Genomic DNA, 26661 nt, shown 5'->3' on the forward strand with positions numbered 1-26661 from the left:
AAATTATGCCTAAAAAAGTAATCACATTTGGTGAAGTAATGATGCGCTTGTCCCCACCTGGTTATGAGAAATTTTCTCAGGCTTCATCGTTTGATTTGGTGTATGGAGGTGGTGAGGCAAATGTTGCTATTTCATGTGCTTATTTGGGCATGAAAGCTGCCCATGTGACCCGTTTTCCGGATAATGCCCTCGGTCGAGCGGCCACACAATTTTTACGTAAGCATTGGCTGAGTACGGAGCACGTTATTTATGGCGATCAAATGCTGGGCAAGTATTTTCTGGAAAAAGGTGCGGTGCATAGGCCCAGTGAGGTGATTTATGAACGGGAAGGATCTTCTTTTTCTTTAATAGAACCGTCAATGATCAATTGGGAAGATGTGCTAAAGGATGCTGATTGGTTCCATTGGACCGGCATAACCCCAGCGATCTCGGAAGGCGCTTATTTTTGTTGTTTGGAGGCCGTAAAGGCCGCCAATAAAATGGGGATACCTGTTTCTGGAGACATAAATTCACGTAGTAACATGTGGAAATACGGGAAAACCATGCAAGAGGTAATCCCCACTTTGGTGGAGCATAGTGACGTAGTAATTACCAGTAGCCGTGGAATTCGTGAAATGTTTGAACTGGATCGGCCTAATGATAAATTTCAGGATTTAGCCATCGAACTGATCAACCTGTTTCCCAATATCAATAAAGTGGTTAAGAAGACCCGCAGAACTTTAAGTGCTTCACATAACCAGATCCAGGGTAAGTTGTGGAATGGGAAAACCTATTTGACCAGCAACATGCTCAATATTACCCACATCATAGACCGTGTAGGCACGGGAGATGCTTTCGCCGCCGGTCTTATTTATGGGCTTTTACATTATAACGACGCGAAGGCCATAGCGTTTGCTTCTGCTGCGTGTGCCTTAAAACACACGGTTCCGGGGGATGTTAATATGGTCTCTTTAGAAAACGTGCAAAGTCTGATGGAGGGGGATACCTCCGGGGCTATCAAAAGATAGTTTTCGAATAAAATAAATTTTTACTGGTTCAATTTAATATAAAGCCAGAAACAAATTCTAATAGTAGATATCATATAAAGAGTTGATCTATTTTATGTTAATTATTTGGAAATGTCAGGAATATGTTTATATTTGGTAAACCAAACTGGTAAACCAATTTTAGCAAATGACGTTTTAGATTCATTTTTTCTGAATGAAATCTATGAAAATCGAATCTAAAATTAAAAGAGCCTATCTGGCATTAAGATAGCTCTATTAGAAATCAATAAAAATTCCATGATCGTTAAAAGAATCAAATCCATCTTCCTTTGTACTTTTTTCAGTATTGGGACTGCCTTACTTCTCATAAGTTGTGGGAATATGAATAAAAAAAAGGACGGTCTAAAAGAGGATGGGGAGTCCTCAAAGGTAAAAGCAAATGATGTTATTCCATTTTTCCAGCATTGGAATTTAATCTTGGGTGATGGTTCTAATGTTGGACCTGCCACTGATTATGAGAACCAGGATTTCTTTTATACCGCAAGTGATGATGATGGTGATTGGGTAGTATTTAAGTCACCTAACGGAGGAAGTACTCATGGTTCTTCCAATAACACTAGAACCGAGTTGGCCCAATTAAAAAAATGGACGCCTATGACCGAGGCCAAAATGAATGCTACACTCAAAGTAATGAATGTGTCTGCTACAGGTGATGCCCGGGTTGCCTCTACACATTCAGTAGTGGTAGGCCAGATACATAGTGCAGATGGTCATGAGAATGAACCGTTAAAAATCTTTTATAAAAAATTTCCGGGGCATACTAAGGGATCCGTGTTTTGGCATTACGAAATCAATACGGAAGGTGAAGATAATTCACAACGTTGGGATTATTCCCATCCTGTTTGGGGCTATGATTTCTCCGTTGTTGGTACCGATGAAAATACATATCCGCCGGAGCCTGAAGATGGTATTGCTTTAAATGAAGAATTCAGCTACGAAGTTGAGATTAAAGAAGGAATGATGCATTTAACTTTTACTAGTGAAGGCCATGAAACAAAAACCTTTAAGAAAAATCTCATTTCTTCTGAGTATGCTGAACGCTCAGAGATTCCGGAGCAAGTGCGAAATCTTTTTTTCCCAATCGGTCAAGATGGCGTAGAACGTAAGAATGCCTATGCTGGCGAAGGGCTTTTTTTTAAATTGGGAACATATAACCAAACCAATGGCAAAGATCCTAAAGTTAATAAGGTCTGGTGCTCAGGAGCCGAAACTCATGGAGGTGATCTTCAAAAACAATATGCAGACGGTAATTATGCTGAGGTTTGGTTTAAATCTGCAGACATTACTATCAGTGATGAGGCCATATCCAATGCAGGGTATTTTGAGGCTAATGATGACTTAAGTACTAAGACCGTATATCCCCATGAAGTCATTCCTTTTATGGATAAATTCAAAATATTATTGGGGAATGGTACTACTGTAGAGGATATCACAGCGTTTGAACATAAGGATTTTTTCTACACCGTAATTGATGGGACTAGGCGATGGGTAGTTTATAAAACTCCAAATTCTGGCATCACCTCTAAAAATTCAAGTAATACGAGAACAGAGTTGCATGAAAAAAGAGATTGGACGCCTGAAGATGGCGGTAAATTAACAGGCACCTGTAAGGTTATGCAGGTCTCCGTTTCGGGTGATGCAAGGGTCCCTGCCGCTTACTCAGTCGTAATTGGACAAATTCATAGTGGAGAAGGGCATGAGAATGAGCCACTTAAGATATTCTATAAGAAATTTCCGGGCCACTCCAAGGGATCAGTGTTCTGGAATTATGAGATCAACACCGCCGGAGATGACAATTCTGACAGATGGGATTTTTCAACCGCTGTGTGGGGAAATGATATGTCCGTAACAGCTTCTAGCCAAGATGGGGCACCTGCAGAACCGGTAGATGGAATTGAATTAGGGGAAGAATTCAGTTATGAAATTAATGTATATGATGGTATTATGTACCTGACATTCACCAGTGAAGGGCATGAAACCAAAACATTTACCAAGAACCTGGTCGCATCTGAATATATAGAACGTTCAGACTTGCCGGCACAAACGCAAAAATTATTCGTACCCATTGGTCAGGATGGTACGGAAAGGGCAACTGCTTATAAAGGGGAGTTAAATTATTTTAAACAGGGAGCTTATAACCAAACTAACGGTAAAAGTCCGGAGACAAATAGGGTTTGGTCAGCTGGTGCAGAAACCTATGATGGTGATATTGCTAAGCAATATGAAAATGGGTGTTATACCGAAGTGTGGTTTCGAGAAGCTACGGTTGGTCCAGGTGTCATGCCCAACAAGTAATGATTTTGAGTTGGTCAAATGTTCAAATTACGTAGGAGTTCTTACATCTTAAAAAAAGGTAGGAATACAGATTCCGGTTAAAACAAGTATATGAAAATAAGCACAATTACTGACACAACGGTTCTCTGTGTTTTAAACTGCAATAAATAAGTTATGAAACGATTTAGCGAGAAGTTCATTACCACAAAAGAAATGGAATGGGAAGAACTAGGAGGTGGAGTATCAAGAAAGTTCTTGGGGTACGATAACCAGATTATGATGGTAAGAGTAAAATTCGACAAAGGAGCATTAGGTGCTCCTCATCAGCATTTCCATACACAAGCTACCTACTGTGTTTCAGGTAAATTTGAATTTGAAATAGATGGGGAAAAGAAAATCGTCGAAGCAGGTGACGGCGTTTATATTGAACCAAATTTATTGCATAGTGCAATTTGCCTGGAAGAAGGAGAACTCATTGACACCTTTAGCCCGGTTAGAGAAGATTTCTTAACGGGTGAAGGACCCTCTTATTTTGGAGATAAGTCATAACCTGGCAACTTACAAATAGCTATTCTCATATTAAATGAGCAAGGATGAAAGATAAATTGATTGGTAAAAATGTGCTCGTGACAGCAGGAGCACAAGGTATTGGCGCTGCGATCACCAAACTCTTTATTGACTATGGAGCCAATGTGGCCATCCATTATTTCTCAAGTGCCGAAACCGCCGATCAATTATGCGAATACGCAGCTAGTAAGGAACAAAAAGCAATTGCGCTGTCCGGTGATCTAACGAAGGAAACCGATGCAAATGTAGTGGTCGAGAAAACCGTGGAAGCTTTTGGTAGTTTAGATATATTGATCAATAATGCAGGTTCTCTGGTGGCCCGTAAAATGCTGAGCGAAATGGAGACCGATTTTTGGCATAAGGTTATGGACATCAATATGACCTCCATGATGTTCGTGACACGGGCCGCAGCTCCCCAACTGGCAAAGAACGATTATAGTAGCATTGTCAACTTGGCATCACTGGCTGGGCGCAAGGGTGGCCATCCAGGATCTCTGGTATATTCTACCAGTAAAGGGGCTATTCTGACTTTTACAAGAGCACTATCCACTGAGTTGGGAGCACAAGGGACTAGGGTCAATGCTGTAGCCCCGGGACTTATCCTCGGGACTTCGTTTCACAATACACACACGACAAAGGAATCAGCAATTGCCACCACTGCTGGAATACCTCTCCAACGTGCCGGTAATGCCGACGATGTTGCGCGGGCGGTTTTATATCTGGCATCCGAATATGATGGCTTTATTACGGGCGCTACACTAGATATCAATGGCGGGGTTTACAATATGTAGATCTATAATAATTTCCTTGGTCAGAAACCGCCGTATAACAGTTAAAGCTGAATCTTAAAACGATTTTGCCCTAACCATGCAAAACACCTACTAGAAAGAAAGGCAGGTAAGATTTTTAGCAATCTGCTTTGCGAAGTCTTTTTCGTTAAGATTTGCCAATTCTGTTTGATAAGGATCTGGCCTTCAGAATGTGAGCCTGGCAAAGACCATAAAAAAACTGCAGATAAATTTTTTTTTAACAGGCTAATAACTTATATTTGGTAAACCAGTCTGGTTAACCAATATGGAATACCAGTTTTCGCTTAACTTTTAACCAACCATAATCACTACACATGAAACACTTAAGCACTATAAACAAGAAAAGGATAGGTGCACGCCTATCCTTTTCAATCATTACTTCTTTCGGAGGGAAGTAACTCGACAAATGCATTTACATGCGAATTTGCAGAATTCAAAAGTAATCAAATTTCAGCAAAACATTCGCCGCTGTAGTGCAATTGAAGGGAACAGCCAGGTAATTCAAGATTGAATTACCTATTAAACTCAACTTTTGAATTTAATTGAACAACAGATGAACTTTAAAACTAAACTTCTCTTAATTGTGGTATTGCTGGTCAATATCCAATTATTTGCACAAACCTCCCTCACTGTTTCAGGTACCGTCACTGACGTGAACAATGTACCTGTTCCTGGGGTAAACGTACTGGTTGTTGGAACAACACAGGGTACACAAACAGATTTTGACGGAAACTACACAATCGAGGTAGCGTCCGGCAATGTCCTGCGCTTTTCGTCAATCGGTTACCTTACACAATCCATACCTGTAGCTGACCAAGCCCAGATCGATGTAGTACTGCAGGAAGACACGGAACAACTGGATGAGGTGGTTCTTATCGGGTACGGCTCCCGTAAAAAAGTACACATGACCGGTGCAGTATCTAGCGTGGTCAATGAGGATCTTGATGAGATCGCCGTAGCCAGGGTAGACGACGCCCTTGTCGGGCAAATTGCCGGGGTAAATATTTCGGCAACTGAAGGTGAGGCAGGTTCTGCTCCCACCATCAGGATCAGGGGGGTTGGCTCCCTTAACGGGGATTCCGCTCCTTTAGTTGTGGTGGATGGTCTGCCTGTGGAGAGTGATTTCCTAGGGAACCTGGACATGAACGAGGTCGAATCTTTTGATGTTTTAAAGGATGCCGCCTCTTCCGCGATCTACGGATCCAGGGGTTCTAACGGGGTTATACTGATCACGACCAAGCAGGGTAAAGAAGGAAAGACCAAATTTGCCTACAATACCTTTATGGGTTTCAAGGAAGCCCGGCAGAGCGAAGACTATTATTTCTCCGTAGCAGACGCGGTGGAAAGAGAGATCGCCGCCAATGGAACCTTGTCTAACCGGACATTTTATAAACAACTGATCGGAGTAGACCGGGATTGGCAGGATATAATCTTTGACGGGGGTGTTATTGAAAACCATTCTTTGAGTGCAAGAGGAGGCAGTAAAAATACCAAGTTCAGCGTTTCCCTGGGCTACCTTCACGATGAAGGAGTACTGCTGACTGATGATTACAAAAGGTATAATGCCAGGCTGAAGATCGACACCAAGGTCGGCAATAACCTCAGCTTTGGTGGGAACCTTGCCCCCTCCTATTCCAGGAGACGTCGATTTGACGGTTCCACCCATGATATCCTGAGACAAACCCCATGGCTGCCAGTATACCATGATGCCAATACTATCCAGTATGTGGATCGTAACGTATATCCGGATGTGCAGATAGGGGATTACGCAATTCAGCGTCACTTTGATAACTACGACCTGTTTGGGGACGGTAGTGTCTTACAGGATATCAGTAATACCTCCAATACCAACCCTGCAGCGAAAGTTTTGGAGCGCGATCGAAACGATTATAAATTCAAAATGGCAGGTGGCGTCTATGCACAGTATAAGATACTTGACGGACTGAATTTCAGGACCGGTTTATCCGGGGATTACCAGAATACTTTCCAGGACAGGTGGCAAGGCGTCCTCTCTAACAGGAATGGGGCCTCGGCAGCCAGTTATGCCCTTTCTAATGAAAACCGTATTCATATCCTTTTTGAGAATTATCTCTCCTATGACAAGGTTTTTGGCGAGCATGATGTGGCCATTATTGCCGGTACATCCACTGAAAAATGGGATTACCAGGGTGACAGCGCCTCAGGCTCTGGCTACACTTCAGACCTGCTGAAAACACTGGATGCCGCATCGATCATTAATGATATCGGCTCCTTTAAATTAGCTGAGCGTTTCCGCTCCTACTTCGCAAGGGTTAACTATGCGTTCGCAGATAAGTATCTTGCCTCTATCAGCTACAGGAGAGATGGTAGCTCTATCTTCGGGGTGGATAAGAAATATGGAGATTTCCCGGCAGCCTCTGTCGGCTGGAGTATTTCTGAAGAGAATTTTCTGAAGGACAGTGACTTTATCAATAACCTAAAGCTGAGAGTCAGTTACGGGTTTACCGGGAATAAAGACATAGACACAGGCAGTGACATCATCGACCTGTATCCTTCCGTACCCTTGCTTGAAGCTGGTTCCGCCATAGTGAATGGGAACCCACAAACAGCTTTTATCGCGTTGAATATTGAAAACCCCATCCTGCAGTGGGAACGATTAAAGGAGATCAACCCCGGTATCGATTTTGGGTTCTTTAATAACAGGATCAGTGGATCCGTAGATTATTACGAGAGAACCAGTGACAGGCTGTTACTCAATAACCCGGTACCTTCCACAACCGGTTTCTCCAGCGCCCTTGTGAACCTGGGTGAGGTAAAAAACAGTGGTATTGAAATAGAGTTACGCACCAAAAATGTCACAACCGAAAACTTCAGGTGGTCTACCACTTTCCTTGCCTCTATGAATGAAAATGAATTAACTGATTTTGCAGATGCCAATGGCCAGATCCAAAATGTTGACGATAAAAGAGCTGCGGAATGGATCAACCTGGTCGGTAACCCTATCTCTTCATATTACGGGTGGGTAGTAGACCGTGAAATTCCACTGGAATTTCTTCGGGAGCCCTATCATCCTATTGGAGCCCAGGCCCAGGATGTTTATGTAAAAGACCTTAATGGGGATGGGTTGATCGACGATGACGACAAAACCCTCCTGGGAGATCCTTACCCGGACCTGATCTGGAGTGTGACCAATGACTTTCAATTTGGAGACCTGGATTTCAGCTTTCTTTTCCAGGGCAGCCATGGAGCAGAGATCAGGAACATGGGTGATCAGTATATCTTCAACCACTTTAACAGCGGACAGGATTTTGATCCTTCAATCACACCTGACCAGGGCTTCATCAAAGAAAAGATCTTTACAAACAGCATCATTCAGGATGCATCATATATAGCGCTGAGAACTTTAACTATCGGGTATAATTTCCCCAAAGATGTACTCTCTACCCTCGGAGTTTCAAACTTCCGGTTATACGCAACAGGACAGAATTTAATGTACCTGACTGCGGACGATTATACCGGGTTTAATCCAGAGTCGGTAAATGATACCTCCCCTACCACCTACGGTTACCAAAGGGCAGGATCCCCTATTGCCAGGACCATATCCGTTGGAGCAAATATTGAATTTTAATAAAGAACGAAAATCAGTTTTAAGACAAAAGATATGAAACAGTATACATACATAGGAGTAGCCTTGTTCCTCGCGGTAGTTACCCTTTCTTGCGACGAGGACTTCCTGCAGCCGGTTCCGGAATCTGCTGTGAGCAGTGTGGGCTATTTTTCTAACGATGAGGAAATAGAGACCGGTGTTATCGGAATCTATGATGCCCTTCAAGGCGAGAATTCGACCAACCTTAATGATAAACGTGGGGTGCAGATCGAGTTCTATGTCACGGAGATGAGAAGTGATAACACCAGGACAAAGAGCCAGGAAGGTGAAGCGGCCCAATTTGAAAGCTACACCATTACCGCCAATAACGGCCTGGTAGAAAATTATTACCGTAGTTCCTACAATACCATCTACAGGGCAAACCTGGTGCTGGATAATTTAGCCAATGCGTCGGAAAGCGCAGCTGAAAGATTTGAGGGGGAAGCAAAATTTGCCAGGGCCTACAGCTACTTTAACCTGGTTAGATTATATGGTGAAATACCCTTGATTGATAAAGTGATCGGACCGCTGGATAAAGAAGCGGCATTCACCAAGGCCTCTTCTGCAGCAATCTACGAACTGATCGTCAGTGACCTGGAAACTGCGGTGGCCAACCTGGAAAACGGAGAGATCAACAGGGCTTCAAAGGCTGCAGCCCAGGCTTTATTAGCTAAAGTACACCTTACCCTTGGTAATTATACCCAGGCTCAGACCCTGCTGGAAAGTGTCATGAACAGTGGCTTTAGCCTGGAGTCAAATTTCAACGATATCTTTTATAATGAAGGTAATAACGAGGTCATTTTCGCCATCGGGTATAATCCCGGGGTAGAGACCGATAGCCAGGACTTCTCTGCAGAATTCATGAACGGAGTAGGAAGAACTTCCGGGGTTAATTATGTAACTGATGAGGCCCGTGCTATCCTGGACGAGAAGGGCGGAAACCGCACGCAATATTCATACAGGCAGGATCCTTCCCAATTAACACAATACCAGGTGACGAAATATTTACCTAATGGTGAAGATGGTGGCAGTGACGGAAAAACTTTTGACTCAGATGCTACACTTTCCGGGAACGACTGGATCGTACTGCGCTATGCCGATGTACTGCTGATGCACGTGGAGGCCATCATGGCCGGCGGCCCTGAAACTTCTGCAGCTGCTGCCCTGAATTCATTTCAACAAGTACGAAACAGGGCCGGGTTAACCGATCCGGTGACCAGCATCACCAAGCAGGATCTGCTCGATGAGCGCAGGGTAGAACTGGCGTTTGAAAACCAGCGCTTTTTTGACCTGTTGCGATTTGGTGTTGCCCAGGAAACGCTCTCCGCGCTTTCTGATGCCAATGGATATAGCTTTAGTGCTACTGACCTGTTACTGCCCATACCTCAACGAGAAATTAATTTGAGCAATGGTCTGTTGGAACAAAATCCCGGTTATTAAGATTTTAAAAATTGTATTATGAAATCAATATTAAATAAACTGAACTTAAGTGCTATCACACCTGGCCTGATCATCATGGTCTTATTAACGGCTTGTGATTTTGAATACGACCTGCCAGAAGAGGGTTCGTTTGAAGATAAAACACCTCCTTCGGCCAATTTTACCTACTCCCAGGGGGAAGGAGACAACTGGATGGTTTATAGCTTTGCCAACCAATCTACCAGTGCTACTGATTTTGAGTGGGATTTCGGGGACGGAAATTCCTCTACAGAACTTGACGCTCAGAATACGTACCCGGGGGAAGGCACCTATACCGTAACCTTGACGGCTTCTGATAAACTTGGTGTAACCAATGTAAGCAGCCAGGTTGTGGAAGTTGTAGAACCCGAAGTTCCCCTGGCCCGTATTCCTGTAATACTGGAGGCGGATTTTGAAGACAACAGCCTGCCGGACGGAACCGGGGATGGCCGAGATTCATGGAGAAACGATTTCGGGGGAGTGATCCAGATCACTAGTAGCCCTGTACAATCAGGTGCCCAGGCGGCAAAATTCCCCTCTGCAGGGGACAGGGTTGCCTACCAGGACGGACTGGAAGTTACTCCGAATACAGAATATGTATTAACATATTACTATACCTTGAAAACTAATAACCCGGGCTCCATTACCTTAACGGTATTAGGAGGTACTATCACAGATCTTGCCGAGGTTGCCGGTGCTACCCTCGCATCGTTTGAAGGCACAGACCAGGATTCTGCAAGCACTTATGTAAAAGTAGATTTACCCTTCAATTCCGGGGCTAATGAAACCATATCCATTCTTATCACGAACCAGGGAGAAGAAGCCAGGTTAGACAATATAACTATTGACCTGGGTGTATAACAGAAACGAAGAGAATAGATAATACAGCTCTGTTTTATGAGATTACTAAATATCATTTTATTAGTAGTGCTGCACTCCCTAGTATGTTACTGTCAAGGCAATTCAGTGGAAACGTATCCGCAGGAAGAAATTGAGACGGTAATGCTGCCGGAAGAGAAAAAGTACAAGTTGCCCAAGATCGACCTTAGCCACTGGAAAGTTACCATTCCTGCCGGTGAAGGTAAAGGCGGTGCGGTCAGTGTAGAACCACCTGAGATCCTGGATTATGCAACCAATGAAACTTTAAAACCCTATATGTATAATGATTCCGTTTCAGGAGCACTGGTATTCTATGCCTATCCAAGTGATGCGACCACAGCTAATACCAAGTATTCGAGGTCAGAATTACGGGAGCAGATGGTGCCTGGTGAAGACAATGTAAACTGGACCTTTGCCCAGGGCGGAACACTGAAAGCGAAGATAGCTATGGAGGAAGTGTCCAGGCAGACTGACGGCAAGTACCACAGGGTGATCATTGCTCAAATCCACGGTCGTCTGACCAATGAACAACGGGACCTCATCGGGCAAAAAGACAACAATGCACCGCCCGTTTTAAAGATATATTGGGATAACGGGAAGATCAGGGTCAAGACCAAAGTACTTAAATTCAGCGGAGTCGGACCAGAAGGAATCCTGCATGAAGAAGCCTGGACGGATGATGAAGGAAGAAATTTTGAACAGGAAGTGGACTTCAGGAAGTTCCTGCTGGAGATCAAAGTTACTGAGGGGAAAATGGTGGTATCCCTGAATAAGAATGAATATTTCGTATACGACGATGCCAACATACGCCGCTGGGGTGTGTTTGAAAATTATTTCAAAGCTGGGAACTATTTACAGACCAGGGATGAAGGTGCATTTGCAAGAGTGAAATTTTACGAGTTAGAGGTTAATCATGATTAGTTGTTTGAGTTAGGAAGGCATGGTAAGGAGGCTAATGAGCACTTAGTTGCTCAATAGTTTCCCCCCTGCTTAAAAAAGCCCGTCTCTAATCCGGTTTTATGAAAGTAATTTCATAATTTTAACAAACCAATCTGGTAAACCAATCTGGAAATTTAAAGATGAAGATAGAATTACTGAACAAGAACGAGAATACTGAAATTCAGAAGGAGATCATTACCAAACTCAAGGATTATATTGAATTTAAAAACCTGGAGCCCGGTGATAAACTGCCATCCGAACGAATGCTCTCTGAGAAATTTGGGGTCAGCAGAAGTAATATCAGGGAGGCCATTCATAAACTCGAGTTTTTTGGTATCCTCAAGTCGCGACCACAAAGCGGGACATTCATAGCCAATATTGGCCGTGTCGCCATGAGTGGAATGCTGGAAGATATTCTCGGGCTGGAGGAACCCGATTTTAAATGCCTGGTGGAAACCCGGATCCTGCTGGAGCTGAAAACGGTGCGACTTGCATCATTGCGAAGGACGGACGAGGACCTGACCAAAATACAAGATGCTCTTGATGCATATAAGGAAAAAGTATTACAGGGGAAAGACGCAGTAGAGGAAGACCTTTTATTTCACCTGGCCATTGCCAAGGCTAGTAAGAATAATACGTTAAATACCTTTATGCTGATCATTACCCCGGAGATCATCACCAATTTTGAAAAATACCATGTATGTGATTCCAACCTCGCTTTAAAAGGTATTAAGGAACACGAAGATATTTTCCTGGCGATCAAAGAACAGGACCCGCAAAAAGCTAAGGAAAAAATGAAAACTCATTTCAGGGTCCTTTACCAGTATTGTTATAATACTTAAGTGAATAAAAGTAAAGCGCAGCAGGTATTGCACGCTACATGCTGCGCAATTAAATAAAAGGGAGGGAATTATAACTTGACAGAATACAACTGACCTTGCCCTGGCCCAAAGCCCGGAACCCTTGTATTTTGTTGGAAATAAAAGTTACTCAGCGCGGGAAATCCAGCCATTCGTCTAGGATATTGCTCGCTCTGGACAGGCTGATCCTATCTCAAAACTAAAGACTGAATATGAAAATAAAAGGGTTACGTTGGTGGATCATCACGCTGATTTGTATAGCGACCGTGATCAATTACATTGACAGGACGGCATTCGGAGTCATGTGGCCAGAAATGGGCAAAGACCTGGGAATGGACGAGTCTGATTACGCGGTAATGCTCAATGTGTTTATGGTCACTTATGCGCTCGGAAAATTTTTGTCCGGCAAGCTTTACGATCAGATAGGCACACGCCTGGGGTTCGTATTCTCTATTGCACTCTGGTCTATTGCAGCTGTGCTCCATGCTTTTGCCCGGGGGCTTGTATCTCTTTCCCTGGTCAGAGCCATGTTAGGCCTGGGTGAAGCCGGGAACTGGCCTGGGGCTGTTAAGAGTAACGGGGAATGGTTCCCAATAAAGGAACGAGCAATTGCTCAGGGTATCTTCAATGCCGGTGCTTCTTTAGGCAGTGTGATCGCCCCAGCCCTTATCGCCTTCCTGTATGCACAATTCGGATGGAGGACTACATTCATAATATTAGGACTTGTCGGACTGCTCTGGATCATTCCGTGGCTTTTCATAAATAAATCCAAACCTGAGCAGCATCCGTGGCTTACTGAAAAAGAAAGAGATATGATTCTAAAGGATCGTATCGCTCCTGTCGAGGAGACCAAGAAAGAGAAAGGTTTGTCTCTGAAGCAGATCCTCAGTTACAGGGAATCCTGGGGTGTGCTTTCCGCACGATTTTTTATTGAACCTATCTGGTGGCTGTTCGTAGGCTGGATGCCCCTCTACCTTCATTCCAAATTCAATTTCAGTATTGAAGAGATCGGGTCTACAATCTGGATCTCTTATTTGGGAGGTATGGTCGGTAGTATTGCTGGTGGATGGTTCTGTGGTAAACTGATGGAAACTCACTCGCTGAACTTTGCGCGAAAAGTATCTATTCTCATCGGTGGAATTTTAATATTCGCAGGCCTGATGGGTATCATCTTCTTCGTAAAAGGAGACAACCCCATGACCTTTATTTATATCGTGGGAGTAGTGCTATTCGGATTCCAATTTGCTATCGGCAATATACAGACCCTTTCCAGTGATCTGCTTAAAGGTCCCTCGGTGGGAACCCTGGCTGGATTGGCCGGGACCATCGCCGCAGTTTCGGTCATCATAATGAACTGGCTTATCCCCCGTATTACCACAGTTTCCTATACCCCCGCCTTCGTGGTGATTACGGTACTGGTCCCCCTGGCAATACTATCTATTTACGTATTGATACGCCGGGTACAGCCTGTAGAAATTAATTGAATTAACATTAACCAGTAATAAGAATAAGAGATGAAATTAAACGGAAAAATAGCAGTGATCACAGGTGCCACAGGAGGTATTGGATTTGCAGTTGCGAAAAAGCTAGGTCAGGACGGGTGCACCGTGATAATGAATGGTATTGATGACGAGGCCGGAGCCAAAAGGGTGCAGGAGCTTGAAGCAGAAGGAATAACTGCCGAATACCGTGGTTTTGACGTAACTGATGAAGAAGCAGTAACAAAAAACATCCAGTCTGTTGGTGAGAAGTACGGAAAAATAGACATCCTTGTCAATAATGCTGGTGGCCTGGGTGGAAGATCCAGGTTTGAAGATATGACCACAGAATTTTACAGGTCTGTAATGGCCCTGAACCTGGATTCGGTATTCTTTGCTTCAAGGGCGGCCATACCTTACCTCAAGAAAGGAGATAACGCTACAATAATAAATTATACCTCTATCGCGGGATGGAATGCCGGGGGGCCGGGAGCGGGAATATACGGCACCTCCAAAGCCGGGGTTCATGCCATCAGCAGGGCCATGGCCAAAGACCTCGCTGAATACGGTATCAGGGTGAACGCTGTTTCTCCCGGGACGATAGACACCCCTTTCCATGCGCAAATCAAGTCGACAAAACCGGAAGTATTTGCCTCCTGGAAGAACAATATCCTGCTGGGTAGGTTAGGACAACCCGAGGATGTAGCTAAAGTTGTTTCCTTCCTGGCCAGCGATGAGGCTTCTTTCCTGACGGCTGAAACTATACAGATAACCGGGGGACAAGGATTAGGAATATAATATCAGACATAAGTTAAGACAACAATAACACCACAATACATATACATATGAAAAGAGTAGTAACATTTGGCGAGATAATGCTTCGCCTTGCACCAGAAGGCTTCCTGAGATTTTCCCAGGCCAACCGGTTTGATGTGGTCTACGGTGGGGGTGAATCTAATGTAGCCGTCTCTTTGGCTAATTACGGAGTTCCTGTGGATTTCGTAACCCGTTTACCCGATAATGATATAGGTCAATGCGCCCTGATGGAAATGAGAAAAAGAGGCGTAGGCACAGATAAAATTATTTTTGGTGGGGATCGTTTGGGAATATATTTCCTGGAAACCGGGGCAGTTAGCAGGGGAAGTAAAGTGGTTTACGATCGTGCCCATTCCGCCATCTGTGAAATTGAACCTGGCATGATCGACTGGAAGTCGGTTTTTGAAGGAGCAGGTTGGTTTCACTGGACAGGGATTACCCCGGCCATTTCCCAAAGCGCCGCTGACGTATGCCTGGAGGCTGTAAAAACAGCACGTGAAATGGGTGTTACCATCTCAACTGACCTCAATTACCGGGCTAAGCTATGGAAATACGGAGGTGACCGGGAGGCTATAATGACAGAACTCACATCCTATTGCGATATCATCCTGGGGAATGAAGAAGATGCAGAAAAACACTTCAATATTAAACCTGAAGGATTGGATATTACAACAGAAGGACACAATGTAAAGGCTGAGGCCTTCCTGTCTGTATGTAAGCAAATGATGAAGAAATTCCCGAATGCTAAAAAAGTGATCACCACTTTGCGAGGTTCAATTTCTGCTTCCCACAACACCTGGGCTGGAGTCTTGTACGACGGTAAAAAAATGTACGAAACCCGGCAATACCAGATCACTGATATCGTGGACCGAGTTGGAGGAGGGGATTCCTTCATGGGTGGTTTAATTTACGGTCTGCTCAAATATCCCGAGGATGACCAGAACGCTTTGGATTTTGCCGTAGCGGCTTCTTGCCTGAAACACACCATAAAAGGAGATGCAAACCTGGTCACCGTAGACGAGGTGGAGAAACTTATGGGAGGGGACGCCTCCGGCCGGGTTGCCAGGTAAGATGATCAAAAACATGAAAGCATGAACAAATCTATCCTCATTCTTTGCGGGGGAGGTCCTGCCCCGGGAATAAATTCGGTTATCAGCACTGTTGCCAAGGCTTTTCTAAAGGATGGGTATAGGGTACTTGGGTTGCATGAAGGTTTCAAAGGGATCTTCAGTTCGGAGCCTCAGATCAAGGAGTTCGATTTCTTCCATGCTGACAGGATTTTCAGTCGAGGGGGGTCTACGCTTATCATGAGCCGGTTTAAACCAAGGGATGAGAAACTGAACAAACGTCTTTTTTCAGATAATAATGTAAAACTCCTGGTAAGTATTGGCGGGGATGATACGGCTTCGACGGCAAACAGGATTACGAATTTCCTTCAAAAAGAGGATATCTCCATCGCCAACATCCATGTTCCGAAAACAATAGACAACGACCTGCCCCTACCCGATCGAAATCCGACTTTTGGATTCCATTCGGCAAAGGATGAAGGCGTGCGTATCGGGAATACCACTTACGAGGATGCACGGACAAGCCAGAATTGGTTTGTCATGTCCGCTATGGGACGTTCTGCAGGCCACCTGGCTTTTGGTATTGCGGCAAGTTGCCACTTCCCCATGATGATCATTCCGGAAATGTTCAGCAGATCCAGTGTGACTTTTGATAAAGTGGTTCGACTTGTCATCTCATCCATGATCAAACGAAAATTGAAAAATATCCACTACGGGGTTGCCATGATCAGTGAAGGTATTTTCCACAACATGCCTAAATCGGAATTAGATAAATGTGGAATCGATTTTACGTATGATGACCATGGTCATCCGGAATTGGGTAATGTAAGTAAAGCCCATATTCTGAACATGCTCGTACAAAAGAAACTAAAAGAGCTGGGAATAGATATTAAAAGCAGGCCGGTCGAATTAGGATACGAACTGCGTTGTTGCAGGCCCATTGGATTGGACCTCACCTTATGCACTCTCCTGGGGCTAGGGGTGAAAAAACTTTTTGATGAAGGTAAAAGCGGATGCATGGTCACCGCAAATTCCCGGGGCGAGGTCACACCCCTTTACCTCTCCGACATTCAGAACGAAGAAGGTAAGATAGCCCCCCGGCTGGTGGAAGTAGAAACCGAATTTGTACAACTCTGTTTTCAGAATCTATACTACCTGGAGGAGTCCGATTACGAGCAGGCTAAGACCTATGTTCCCGACCCCTCAGAATACGATTTTCATAAAATATTAATTGAAGCATAAGATCATTATGGCACATTATTCAAGGATAGAAGTTATAAACGCGATGCAGGAAACGGGAATGGTTCCCTTGTTTTATCATCCCGATATTGAACTGGGCAAGCAAGTACTTAAAGCTTGTTATGACGGCGGTGCGCGACTGATGGAATTTACGGCCCGCGGTGATTTTGCCTTTGAAGTTTTTTCAGAATTAAATAAGTACGCTCTTCGAGAACTTCCGGGTATGATCATGGGGGTGGGGTCTGTGACTGATGCCAGTGCTGCATCTCTCTATATGCAAATGGGGTGCAACTTCGTGGTTACCCCTTCTTTACGCGAAGATATCGCGGTAGTATGCAATCGCAGAAAAGTCTTGTGGTCCCCGGGTTGCGGATCCCTGACAGAGATAAACCGGGCGGAAGAGCTGGGCTGTGAGCTCGTAAAACTTTTCCCGGGAGATCTTTACGGACCCGGTTTCGTGAAAGCTATCAAAGGTCCTCAACCATGGACCAGTGTGATGCCAACCGGGGGAGTAAGTACAGAAGAATCCAATTTAAGGGAATGGTTCAATGCCGGCGTAACCTGTGTGGGATTAGGTTCAAAACTGATCAGTAAGGAGCTGCTGGCTAATAGAGATTTTGAAGCCCTGGAAAAAACAGTGAGGGACACTTTACAGCTGATATCTAATTTGAGGAAATAACTCAATGAAAGAATCCACTGGTAAAAGTTCATTCTTAAAAAAAATACTCGCTCTCGTACTCGCTTTCGGGCCGGGGATCTTTGCTATTGGTTATACCATAGGGACCGGGAGTGTTACTTCCATGATCGTTGCGGGGAGTACCTATGGAATGCAACTATTGTGGGTACTCCTGATCAGTTGTGTATTTTCCGGCCTCCTGATGTATGTCTACGGTAATTACACCCTGGTTTCCGGGGAAACGGCACTCTTTGGGTTTAAAAGGAATATGCCTGCCGGAAAGATAATTGCTATCCTGATAATTGCCGGTATATCTTTCGGTCAGTGGAATTCCCTGATGGGGATCCTTGGCATCTCGGCCAATATTATATATGAGATTTTTCTCATCTATTTTCCCGGCCTTGCCGGCCTGAGGTATGAGACTGTGCTGCTCGTAGCTATTGTTATTATTGTCGCCATGTATTCCCTTTTATGGGTCGGTAAATATTCCTTCTTTGAAAAGATCCTGGTCATATTTGTAACCCTGATGGGCCTGTCCTTTATTGTATCACTTTTTATGGTATACCCCCTTCCTGAGGAAGTCGTCCGGGGACTGATCCCTTCGGTGCCACAGGTGGAAGGAGGCAAAATGATGGTAGCAGCCTTTGTCGGTACCACCATGGCGGCAGCGACATTCCTGTCGCGCCCATTATTTATCAATGGAAAAGGGTGGACCATAGAAAATCGCAGGCAGCAAAAGAACGATGCCATCACCGCAGCCCTGTTGGTTTTTATTATCAGCGGGTCTATCATGGCTGTTGCGTGTGGGGCTTTATTCCACCAGGGTGAACCAGTGACTAAGGTGCTGGATATGGTAAATACGCTGGAGCCGGTTGCCGGGAAATTCGCATTAACCTTATTCTTCTGCGGCACCCTAAGTGCCGGGTTATCCTCTATATTCCCCTGTTTACTGATTGCTCCTATTCTGGTAGCTGATTACCAGTCGGGAGAATTGGATACCAATTCCAGGCAGTTTCGCATCATTACGGCGATCGCGTGTTTATTTGCGCTGATCGTACCCGTTTTCGGAGCTAACCCTATAGAAATGCAGATCATGAGCCAGGTATTTAACGTCTTTGTTCTACCACTGGTGATCATCGGGATCTTATACCTGATCAATAATAAAAAGATAATGAAGGGACATTCTACCAGTATATGGATCAACATTGGACTGTTTGCTGCACTGGTCTTTGCCTGCCTGATATCCTATAACGGAATTCTGGCTCTACTGGAATATTTTTAGATCCATCCACTCATTATAAAAAAAGACCTTTCCTTGGGACCACAGCCTTTTAGTTCGAGGTTTGAAGTTTGAAGTTTGAAGTCGGTTAATGAGAGGTAGTTATTAAAAAAATCACCTACTAAACTGCAAGTATTTTGCATTGTATTCTGTTAACTTGTAACTGGGGTGGGGTAAGAACCCCGAAGTTCAGTAGGCAGTTTGCGCTTCGCAGTAAACATTACCTGGTTTGAGGTTCGAAGTTTGAAGTTTGAGGCAGACATTGGGTCCGATCGGCACCTGCCTGACTACATCATTCAGGCGAGCGGGCAGTTAAATTCGCGGTCGCAGTTCGCGGTTTTCAAAAGAACCATCACAAAGTCACCTTTGTCACCCCTGTCACCTTTGTCACCCTTGCCACCAATGTGCCTATGTACCCGTGTGCCCGCATACCTCTATCCCGGTTTGACAGCATGACGGTGTGACTTTGTGACGGCATGACGATCTCCCCTAAAAGGATTTTGCAGTAAAAAACTATAACTTAAGACCGGGGCGGGGTTAAGAACCCCGGTTTTCAGTAGGCAGTTTTGCAGTTCGCAGTAAACAGTACCTGGATCGAGGATTGAGGTTCGAGGTTTGAGGCCAGCCTCCGACAGGTAAATTCGAGGTTTGCGGTTTGAGATTCGAACTACGCAGTTTGCAGTTCGCGGTTCGTAGGATCGTTTAATCTGCTGAACCGTTTGACGGCGTGACGGTGTGACGGTGTGAGAGCATAACCCGTATCCCTGCATCCCCGCATCACCGCATCACCCGCCCGTACCGGACGGCACGTTCGGGCGGGCCGCATCACTGTTTCACTGTTTCACCGTTTGACAGCGGACGAAGGTACACGCAGGAACTTTAAGGGAATTGTTGTAAATTCCTGAAGCTAATAATCCAACCCTAGAATGAAATATCCACGATTCATCTATTTCCTCCCGCTTTTCGTAATTGTGGCCTGCAATAACGGTATAAAACAAAAGGAAAATATTAAACCAGGCAAGGCGGATATCAAGGCTCCGAGTGTAGTCACTGCTGATATTGAGGCGGGGATTCGAGCCAATATTGCCAGTAAAGTTGAAGAGGGCGGGGGATATTTTACCATAGAAACAGAGGAAAAGATATTACAGCTGGAACTGGTACGGGTACACACGGAATACCTTTCTAATTTAGGTCCTCAACGTCATTTTGCATGCGTAGACCTCGCCGACATTAACGGTGATGTTTACGATGTTGATTTTTTCCTCAAAGGAGATCCGGGCAGCATGACGGTTACGGAAACGACGCTACACAAGCTCAATGGTAAACCTTTATACACCTGGAAGCAAAGAAAGGACAAAACCTGGTACAGGGTCCCCGTAGAGAACGCCTCATCCGATTTACTGGGCATTATTGAAGGGGAGGATAGTTTTATTTTTAATTACGAGGTTACCCTTCCCGAAATGAAGGAAGCAGCAAAAATGTGGATTCCCGTCCCACAAAGCGATCGATTTCAAAATATTGAATTAGTATCTCTCCAAACTCCGGTTCCTCATCAAATGCTCGAAGAGAAAACTAATGGCAATACCATTTTGTTTATGGAATTTTCTCCTGAGCATAGTGGGAAGAAAATACAAATCCAATACGATGTTCAAAGAATTGAGAAGAAGCCCTACGAGGAAGATTCGTCGCCAGCGCCTTATTTAAATGCCAATATCCTGATGCCGGTAGGCGACCGATTCCAGGTCCTTGCAGATTCAATTATTGGCGCTAAACGTACAGGCGGAACTATTATGCAGGCAAGGGCATTATATGATTACATCATTGATAATATGCGGTACATGAAGGCCGGGAAATATGGCACTGGTGACGCAGTTTACGCTTGTGATGCCCTAACTGGTAATTGTACAGAATTTCATTCGCTCTTCATTTCCCTGGCCAGGTCGGCGGGAATTCCTGCAAGATTTGCGGTAGGTGCCTCAATTCCGTCAGATCGGGATGAAGGTGGTATTGATGGTTATCACTGTTGGGCCGAATTTTATGCTGAAGGCAAGTGGTGGCCGGTTGATATAAGCGAGGCCAATAAATACACTGCCCTTGCAACTTATTACTTTGGCAGGCATCCGGCCAATCGTATAGAATTCAGTCGTGGGCGCGATCTTCAAATAGATCCCGGTCCTAAGGCAGGGGCAATAAACTTCCTTGCCTACCCGGTTATGGAAGTGGGCAATTCCCCTGCCTTCCCCGTGACCTTTTTCTCATTTCAAAGGAATATGGAAACAAAAAATGCCTCCATCTGATCGAGTTTACCCTGAAACAGAATCTTTTGTCGGGTGTTCCTCGCCTGTTGGATGCTCTCCTTCCTCCTTAGAAGGATGTTCCTCCCCTTTTGGGTGTTCGTCTTTAGCAGGATGCTCCTCTCCTGTTGGATGTTCGTCTTCAGAAACAGCACCTTCTTCGATGGTCTGCTCCTCCCCGTCTTTCTTCTTCTGATCTCTGCAGGAACTTAAAGAGCCTGCAGTGATAAATCCAAATAGAAGTAAAGCGGTGGTAATGTATCTAAGATATTTTGGTCGGCTCATTTTTAAAGTTGTTTAGTTTAAAATTAATCAGTCCGAGTTAACTATGGTAGTATCAATTAAATATAATGAATTTAATCCAACCTTATTAATATGTTTAATGGCAGGGAAATGTGTTATAACCTTTCCGTCTCTTGAAGAGAAAATTTGAAATTCGCTTACCAGCGAAGTTAACCAACAACTTATCAAGAAAACCGTTAAGCCAGTCTCGTATTAAACGCCCACCCACGGGCCTGCTCGATCAAGGAAGTAGAACCATAGCCCTGTTCGCTTTTTATTTTATTTGGTCCAGGCACACTCTATATACATCAGCGTGATTTCTCCCTTAGGTCACCCCTTAGAACGCCCTGTTAAGTATACCCATCACCGTCTTATAGAATTCAACAAACTATAATATTCCGGTTGCCCGGAGTATCCCAATCATTCCTACCCCGATCCAGAAGACGTTTAAAAGAGTATAAGCCCTGTCTTTCTTGAGAACTGCGGTCCATGAAAGGATAATAGCATCCAGGGTGTTTAATGTCCAGACAAACAAAAACGGACTTTGGTCTCCCATCCAACTCACCAGTGAAAAGCTGAAAATACGCATCAGAACACCAACCAGCTCAATCAAACGGACATGCTGCAGTATAAAATTATTTATCATGTTCTTACCGGATTGTTTTTATCGTTTAATTATGAGTTTATATCTTCTTATTAGTTGTCCTGGTTATATGTGGCAATAAAAAGCAAAAGCTTACCTACTCCTCAAAATCTTGAAAACCTTGAACAGAAACGGAAGTAAAGTGAGAATTATTAATCCCAGGAATATGAGCCCATAGTTTGCTTTTACCCAGGGAATTTCCCCGGTAAAAAATCCGGTAAGGCAGAAAAGACTAACCCAGAGGACACCCCCGACAACCGTCTGCCTCCGGAAAAGTTTATAATTCATTTGCACAGCTCCCGCAACAAAGGGTACGTAAGTCCGAACGATGGGAAAAAACCTTGAAATAATAACGGCCTTTCCTCCATGGTCCGTCATAAAGATTTCCGTTTTATAATAAGCTTTGCTGATAGTTTTTATATCCCTATCTAATATCCAGCGCCCGAAAGTGCGACCAAGGCGATAATTAAATAGGTAACCCAGAATCGCGGCAAGAGATAAAAAGGGGATAACGATATATATATTCAAAGGTGTCACTGCGGTCACTACCCCAATGGAGAACAACAGGCCATCTCCCGGAAGAAAAGGGCATAGAATGATCCCAGATTCTGAAAAAATAATAGCGAAAAGGATTAAATAGGTCAGCATAAGGTTAGCCGTAACCTGTTCGATTAAATATTCATCTGTATTACTGATCAAGTCGATCAAATCCATAGTCTATTAATTTATGGAGAAAAGCTTCTCCTTTATTCTAGTAATAATTAAAATAAGTTTTAAGAATAATCTTGTGAGTGCTACCAATGTAGGCCGTTACATTGATTTGATAGACATTAGATCAAACCGAACCCTTTTACCTGGATGCAGCGGCTGTTAAATGTATTATAGAATGTCACGAAGCCTTGACACAAAGTCATTTTGCAACCCCGGTGTCCCATTCAGATCATCGAGTAGATAAGCAGCAGGTTTAATACAATAAATAGAGTGGCCGGCACATGGTAATCAAGATCATATTGCCGCACTATTTTTTTGAGAACAGCTTTTTTTACAAGTATAGGGGAACCAATCTTTGGTTTACTGCCCGTTGGAAATGAGCTCGAAGGAAGCGCATTTAAAGAAAATTGTCTGGCCATCATTTACAGAATAAAAGGTACCTGCTACATTCAGAGTGCATATCTGCCGGGAACTATATATCTATAGCTCCTTATGTTGCAACTTCCTTACAGTATCGTATCTATATACGTAGCCGGTGAAATTCTGGATAGTTAAAACCGGGATTTATTTATTAACCGGGAGATGAAGCTCTATAAATAGGCTAATCTGTTCCTGTATGTCTTCCAGGTCTTCTGCACTCCAGTCATCCCCGTGTCCTCCTTCGTAAACTGTAAAAGAATGCTCTATTTCGTAGGTTGATAATACCTCCTCGAGCGCAATCCCGTTCGACAACGGAACCAAAGGATCCTGTTCTCCATAGAACAAAGCGACCGGGCTACTGGAGGAACTGACGTTAAAAACCGGGCTGACAGCTTTTGCGTAATCAGTTCCCTCAGGATACTGATCCTGGTCCACGAACAGGGACAGCGCCAATTGAAAGTTGGGATTTTCAGAGAAATACGGGTCGGTGAAATCAGTAGGACCAACGATATCAACAACGAATTTCACGAGGTCTTCCTGGTCATATACAAAATCGTACATCAGTGACAGGTGCGCCCCGGCACTAGTCCCGATCAAGCCAAATTGCGGTAAGACCTGGTATTGCTCTTTTTCTGCGGTTATTTTCTTTACTACCGCATCTATATCCAGGAATTGGTCAGGGAAGGCAGGGGTTACGGCCGGACTGATCCCTGCCAATACATAGTTCATATTTACAATAGCGTGATCGGGATGATGCTCTTTTATCAGGTCGATAAAAGGAGACATATTCTCTTTATCTCCCTCTATCCATCCGCCTCCATGTACCAGGAGAATGACCTTGGTCTTTAGAGAAGAGCGTTCTGATGGCAGGTAAATATCGAATTTCTGCTGCGGGTGTGTTCCGTAACTCACATCGGTAAAGACGGTTTCCTCGAGGGAAGGGCCTTCCCCGGATGTATCCCCGTCTATTCCTCCTACCTCTTCAAAGGCTGAACTGCAGGAAATAAGAATCAAAGAGAACAGTCCAAGAACAAGTCTGGCTAAATTGGGATTTTTCATTTTGCAGATGGAAATTTTGTCTATGATCTTTTCAACGCTGGTTAAAGATATAGAAAGAATACAAGGCATAGTATCGGAATCCGATCAACCCCATGAAAATCCTATTCAAAGGGAAATAATCGATGGTCCTCCTGCCCGTGTACAGTATTTACCCGCATAGGTCTCCACACTTTAAGAAAACTTATGAGGGAAAATGAAGGAAGAAATTATTCATTATCATCCAATTTAAAACTGTTTAAGTAGCACTGAAGATTAGAATACTTTATTTTTAATCAGTCCCGCTGAACTCTTTATCTATAATGGAGGGAATTAATATGTGTGCCAAAAAATCTGAATTCACAGAATTGTTAGACGAACTCCTGGAGAATCCCGAAAAAGTCATCTCGGAATTCAACTTGGTTTATGTATACCAGGACCAGTTGCCTATCAGGCGGAAGCGTAGATCTGAGGGCTTCATTTACCTACTGAACGGGAAACCTTTAAAATTAAAGAAACACCTGGAGCGGATAAACAAGTTAGTCATACCTCCCGCATGGGAAGATGTTAGGATATCGGATCTTGCCAACGGTCACCTGCAGGCCATCGGGAAAGATAATAAAAGCAGAAAACAGTATAAATACCACGAACTGTGGTCAAAGATCAGGAACCAGACCAAGTTTTACAAAATGGCTTCCTTTGGTGCCAGCTTGCCGGGGATACGGGAACAGGTAGATGAAGACCTGGACCAGGAAAACTGGACCAAGACCAAGGTACTGGCCCTGGTGATCAGGCTCATGGAGGAGACCCACATCCGTATAGGGAATGAACAATATGCCCGGCAGAACAAGACTTATGGGTTATCGACCCTGAGAGATCGTCATGTAAAAGCCTATAAAGACGGCCTGAAGTTCGAATTTAAAGGCAAGCGCGGTAAAAAACACAAAGTCACCCTGAGGAATAAGAAATTGGTCCGGCTCGTTAATCAATGTGAAGAAATCCCGGGCTGGGAACTGTTCCAGTATTTTGATAAGGATGGTGAAAAACACGCTATAGAAAGCGGGCAGGTCAATGAATATATACAGGAGATCAGCGGGAAATCATTTACTGCCAAGGATTTCAGAACCTGGGCTGCGACCCTTGTTTTTTTTGAAAGTTTGAAAAACATGGAATTTCCGGAATCCATGGAGCAGAAACAAAAGAATATCCTTTGTGCCTATGATGATGCCGCATCCGAGCTTGGAAATACTAGGAATGTTTGCAGGCAATATTACGTGCATCCGGCATTGCCCGAATATTATGAATCCGGTAAGATAGGTTCATATTTTGAACTAGCCGAAAAGAAACCTGGACCAGACAAATTTTTCACAGCATCAGAAAAGGCTCTATTAAAATTGATCCAGGGCTACAAACCTGACCTTACTACTGTGTCATAAAATATTTGTTTTAGCAAATTACATCCTCGCATTTTTCTTTATCGCTCAGATACCCCGTTCGGGCCACCAGTCAGTTGAATCGGCCAGGACCGGAAATAAAAAACCCCGTAGGAAACTACGGGGTTGGTTTGATGTTCAAGGCAATTTATTGTACGTTAGAACCGATATTACCCTGTACGAGGATGGTCTCCATTTTGGCGTCGCTTAAATGCACTCGTACATGACCGTTAAAACGCAACAGGTCATCATAGGTTAGTCGAACTCCATTCTTTAATTTAGAGACCTCTGTAGTACTGGACTGGCAGGCACAATCGATAGGCTTTAATGTTACCGCAACTTCGCCTCCTTTAGCCACGTCATTATAATAAATAAAGGCCGGGTGAATATCCGTCGAGGAATTGTTGAGCGCTACCAGCACACTTGCGGTACCGTCTTTCTTTTCAGTAACAGTTACAGTTCCTGAAACCTTACTTGTGCCCACTGGGTGCAATACATATTCCTTGGAACGGAATGCTTGAGCGGCGTCGTCGTCTTTGCTACAGGCACCTAGTACAAACATGGCAATAATGCCTATAATTAAAGTATAATTTTTCATAAGTCAAACAGCGATTGGGTTATATTTCGCGAAGTAAATGTCATACAAAAAATGATTCACAGGCACGGCTAATATGTTAAATATTAGTGTCTGACGATGAATAACATATCTATAAATCAATTCGCTTATAATTGAGAATTTAAGCCGTTAAAATGGAGGTTTTGCACCAAAAAGAACGACAGCGAATTACCTAAAGGATTGAATTTTCCGGTCTGATTTGTTAAAATTAAATA

22 protein-coding genes are annotated in these 26661 nt (G+C 44.0%); 17 read left to right on the forward strand and 5 right to left on the reverse strand.

All coding sequences use genetic code 11. The features are described 5' to 3' along the window. The first annotated feature begins 5 nt into the window (after window positions 1-5). The 16 genes from CLV82_RS01180 to CLV82_RS01255 all read left to right on the forward strand — a co-directional run bounded on the left by CLV82_RS01180 (window position 6) and on the right by CLV82_RS01255 (window position 21309). Window positions 6-1007 (forward strand): sugar kinase, encoded by a 1002-nt coding sequence (locus tag CLV82_RS01180; protein WP_133642479.1) that lies wholly within the window; start codon window positions 6-8, stop codon window positions 1005-1007. A 360-nt stretch (window positions 1008-1367) separates the two neighbouring features. Further along, the gene (locus CLV82_RS01185; protein ID WP_243744115.1) at window positions 1368-3341 is read left to right on the forward strand and encodes a polysaccharide lyase family 7 protein; all 1974 of its coding nucleotides are present in this window, start codon (window positions 1368-1370) and stop codon (window positions 3339-3341) included. 153 nt (window positions 3342-3494) lie between these two features. After that, complete coding sequence (locus CLV82_RS01190) at window positions 3495-3869, forward strand: cupin domain-containing protein (protein ID WP_133642481.1); 375 nt, start codon at window positions 3495-3497, stop codon at window positions 3867-3869. A 44-nt stretch (window positions 3870-3913) separates the two neighbouring features. Then, entirely contained in the window at window positions 3914-4678 is a 765-nt protein-coding gene (locus CLV82_RS01195; RefSeq protein ID WP_133642482.1) for an SDR family NAD(P)-dependent oxidoreductase, read from the forward strand. Between the two features lie 571 nt (window positions 4679-5249). Beyond that, window positions 5250-8303: a SusC/RagA family TonB-linked outer membrane protein gene (locus tag CLV82_RS01200; protein ID WP_133642483.1), complete on the forward strand. Its 3054-nt coding sequence runs from the start codon at window positions 5250-5252 to the stop codon at window positions 8301-8303. Between the two features lie 33 nt (window positions 8304-8336). Next, window positions 8337-9761, forward strand: coding sequence for a RagB/SusD family nutrient uptake outer membrane protein (locus CLV82_RS01205; RefSeq protein WP_133642484.1), 1425 nt, complete (start codon window positions 8337-8339; stop codon window positions 9759-9761). An 18-nt stretch (window positions 9762-9779) separates the two neighbouring features. After that, a complete protein-coding gene (locus CLV82_RS01210; RefSeq protein ID WP_133642485.1) occupies window positions 9780-10640 on the forward strand; it encodes a PKD domain-containing protein in 861 nt (286 codons plus the stop codon). Between the two features lie 36 nt (window positions 10641-10676). Then, window positions 10677-11579, forward strand: a complete 903-nt coding sequence (locus tag CLV82_RS01215; protein WP_133642486.1) for a polysaccharide lyase family 7 protein — start codon at window positions 10677-10679, stop codon at window positions 11577-11579. A gap of 158 nt (window positions 11580-11737) precedes the next feature. Further along, window positions 11738-12439, forward strand: coding sequence for a FadR/GntR family transcriptional regulator (locus CLV82_RS01220; protein WP_133642487.1), 702 nt, complete (start codon window positions 11738-11740; stop codon window positions 12437-12439). A gap of 230 nt (window positions 12440-12669) precedes the next feature. Continuing rightward, window positions 12670-13941 carry an MFS transporter gene (locus tag CLV82_RS01225; protein WP_133642488.1) on the forward strand — a complete coding sequence of 424 codons (1272 nt, stop codon included), beginning with the start codon at window positions 12670-12672 and terminating at the stop codon, window positions 13939-13941. Between the two features lie 30 nt (window positions 13942-13971). Further along, entirely contained in the window at window positions 13972-14733 is a 762-nt protein-coding gene (locus tag CLV82_RS01230; RefSeq protein WP_133642489.1) for an SDR family NAD(P)-dependent oxidoreductase, read from the forward strand. A 47-nt stretch (window positions 14734-14780) separates the two neighbouring features. Next, entirely contained in the window at window positions 14781-15821 is a 1041-nt protein-coding gene (locus CLV82_RS01235) for a sugar kinase (protein ID WP_133642490.1), read from the forward strand. 21 nt (window positions 15822-15842) lie between these two features. Then, window positions 15843-17060, forward strand: coding sequence for a 6-phosphofructokinase (locus CLV82_RS01240; RefSeq protein WP_133642491.1), 1218 nt, complete (start codon window positions 15843-15845; stop codon window positions 17058-17060). Between the two features lie 7 nt (window positions 17061-17067). Then, on the forward strand, window positions 17068-17736 hold the full coding sequence (locus tag CLV82_RS01245) for a bifunctional 4-hydroxy-2-oxoglutarate aldolase/2-dehydro-3-deoxy-phosphogluconate aldolase (RefSeq protein WP_133643426.1): 669 nt from the start codon (window positions 17068-17070) through the stop codon (window positions 17734-17736). A 4-nt stretch (window positions 17737-17740) separates the two neighbouring features. Then, window positions 17741-19015: an Nramp family divalent metal transporter gene (locus CLV82_RS01250; protein WP_133642492.1), complete on the forward strand. Its 1275-nt coding sequence runs from the start codon at window positions 17741-17743 to the stop codon at window positions 19013-19015. Window positions 19016-19938: 923 nt separating this feature from the next. After that, the gene (locus tag CLV82_RS01255) at window positions 19939-21309 is read left to right on the forward strand and encodes a transglutaminase-like domain-containing protein (protein WP_133642493.1); all 1371 of its coding nucleotides are present in this window, start codon (window positions 19939-19941) and stop codon (window positions 21307-21309) included. Window positions 21310-21315: 6 nt separating this feature from the next. On the opposite strand, the gene CLV82_RS01260 is transcribed toward CLV82_RS01255, so the two are convergent. The 4 genes from CLV82_RS01260 to CLV82_RS01275 form a co-directional block, all read right to left on the reverse strand. After that, window positions 21316-21591 carry a hypothetical protein gene (locus CLV82_RS01260; RefSeq protein WP_133642494.1) on the reverse strand — a complete coding sequence of 92 codons (276 nt, stop codon included), beginning with the start codon at window positions 21589-21591 and terminating at the stop codon, window positions 21316-21318. Window positions 21592-21976: 385 nt separating this feature from the next. Then, window positions 21977-22234, reverse strand: coding sequence for a hypothetical protein (locus CLV82_RS01265; RefSeq protein WP_208107960.1), 258 nt, complete (start codon window positions 22232-22234; stop codon window positions 21977-21979). A gap of 90 nt (window positions 22235-22324) precedes the next feature. Further along, on the reverse strand, window positions 22325-22945 hold the full coding sequence (locus CLV82_RS14995) for a VTT domain-containing protein (RefSeq protein WP_133642495.1): 621 nt from the start codon (window positions 22943-22945) through the stop codon (window positions 22325-22327). 561 nt (window positions 22946-23506) lie between these two features. Beyond that, a complete protein-coding gene (locus tag CLV82_RS01275) occupies window positions 23507-24421 on the reverse strand; it encodes an alpha/beta hydrolase (RefSeq protein ID WP_133642496.1) in 915 nt (304 codons plus the stop codon). Between the two features lie 299 nt (window positions 24422-24720). On the opposite strand from CLV82_RS01275, the gene CLV82_RS01280 reads away from it, so the two are divergent. Further along, complete coding sequence (locus CLV82_RS01280; protein WP_243744116.1) at window positions 24721-25833, forward strand: DNA topoisomerase IB; 1113 nt, start codon at window positions 24721-24723, stop codon at window positions 25831-25833. Between the two features lie 145 nt (window positions 25834-25978). Here CLV82_RS01280 and CLV82_RS01285 read toward each other — a convergent pair whose 3' ends face one another. Further along, a complete protein-coding gene (locus CLV82_RS01285; protein WP_166636650.1) occupies window positions 25979-26392 on the reverse strand; it encodes a hypothetical protein in 414 nt (137 codons plus the stop codon). Between the last annotated feature and the right edge of the window lie 269 nt (window positions 26393-26661).

Source organism: Zeaxanthinibacter enoshimensis, assembly GCF_004362865.1.
GTDB classification, from domain to species: Bacteria; Bacteroidota; Bacteroidia; order Flavobacteriales; family Flavobacteriaceae; genus Zeaxanthinibacter; species Zeaxanthinibacter enoshimensis.

What these genes read in the sequence shown, in the direction of transcription:
- CLV82_RS01180 (WP_133642479.1), top strand. Translation starts at nt 6, where the DNA reads ATGCCTAAAAAAGTAATCACATTTGGTGAAGTAATGATGCGCTTGTCC.
- CLV82_RS01185 (WP_243744115.1), top strand. Translation starts at nt 1,368, where the DNA reads ATGAATAAAAAAAAGGACGGTCTAAAAGAGGATGGGGAGTCCTCAAAG.
- CLV82_RS01190 (WP_133642481.1), top strand. Translation starts at nt 3,495, where the DNA reads ATGAAACGATTTAGCGAGAAGTTCATTACCACAAAAGAAATGGAATGG.
- CLV82_RS01195 (WP_133642482.1), top strand. Translation starts at nt 3,914, where the DNA reads ATGAAAGATAAATTGATTGGTAAAAATGTGCTCGTGACAGCAGGAGCA.
- CLV82_RS01200 (WP_133642483.1), top strand. Translation starts at nt 5,250, where the DNA reads ATGAACTTTAAAACTAAACTTCTCTTAATTGTGGTATTGCTGGTCAAT.
- CLV82_RS01205 (WP_133642484.1), top strand. Translation starts at nt 8,337, where the DNA reads ATGAAACAGTATACATACATAGGAGTAGCCTTGTTCCTCGCGGTAGTT.
- CLV82_RS01210 (WP_133642485.1), top strand. Translation starts at nt 9,780, where the DNA reads ATGAAATCAATATTAAATAAACTGAACTTAAGTGCTATCACACCTGGC.
- CLV82_RS01215 (WP_133642486.1), top strand. Translation starts at nt 10,677, where the DNA reads ATGAGATTACTAAATATCATTTTATTAGTAGTGCTGCACTCCCTAGTA.
- CLV82_RS01220 (WP_133642487.1), top strand. Translation starts at nt 11,738, where the DNA reads ATGAAGATAGAATTACTGAACAAGAACGAGAATACTGAAATTCAGAAG.
- CLV82_RS01225 (WP_133642488.1), top strand. Translation starts at nt 12,670, where the DNA reads ATGAAAATAAAAGGGTTACGTTGGTGGATCATCACGCTGATTTGTATA.
- CLV82_RS01230 (WP_133642489.1), top strand. Translation starts at nt 13,972, where the DNA reads ATGAAATTAAACGGAAAAATAGCAGTGATCACAGGTGCCACAGGAGGT.
- CLV82_RS01235 (WP_133642490.1), top strand. Translation starts at nt 14,781, where the DNA reads ATGAAAAGAGTAGTAACATTTGGCGAGATAATGCTTCGCCTTGCACCA.
- CLV82_RS01240 (WP_133642491.1), top strand. Translation starts at nt 15,843, where the DNA reads ATGAACAAATCTATCCTCATTCTTTGCGGGGGAGGTCCTGCCCCGGGA.
- CLV82_RS01245 (WP_133643426.1), top strand. Translation starts at nt 17,068, where the DNA reads ATGGCACATTATTCAAGGATAGAAGTTATAAACGCGATGCAGGAAACG.
- CLV82_RS01250 (WP_133642492.1), top strand. Translation starts at nt 17,741, where the DNA reads ATGAAAGAATCCACTGGTAAAAGTTCATTCTTAAAAAAAATACTCGCT.
- CLV82_RS01255 (WP_133642493.1), top strand. Translation starts at nt 19,939, where the DNA reads ATGAAATATCCACGATTCATCTATTTCCTCCCGCTTTTCGTAATTGTG.
- CLV82_RS01260 (WP_133642494.1), bottom strand. Translation starts at nt 21,591, where the DNA reads ATGAGCCGACCAAAATATCTTAGATACATTACCACCGCTTTACTTCTA.
- CLV82_RS01265 (WP_208107960.1), bottom strand. Translation starts at nt 22,234, where the DNA reads ATGATAAATAATTTTATACTGCAGCATGTCCGTTTGATTGAGCTGGTT.
- CLV82_RS14995 (WP_133642495.1), bottom strand. Translation starts at nt 22,945, where the DNA reads ATGGATTTGATCGACTTGATCAGTAATACAGATGAATATTTAATCGAA.
- CLV82_RS01275 (WP_133642496.1), bottom strand. Translation starts at nt 24,421, where the DNA reads ATGAAAAATCCCAATTTAGCCAGACTTGTTCTTGGACTGTTCTCTTTG.
- CLV82_RS01280 (WP_243744116.1), top strand. Translation starts at nt 24,721, where the DNA reads ATGGAGGGAATTAATATGTGTGCCAAAAAATCTGAATTCACAGAATTG.
- CLV82_RS01285 (WP_166636650.1), bottom strand. Translation starts at nt 26,392, where the DNA reads ATGTTTGTACTAGGTGCCTGTAGCAAAGACGACGACGCCGCTCAAGCA.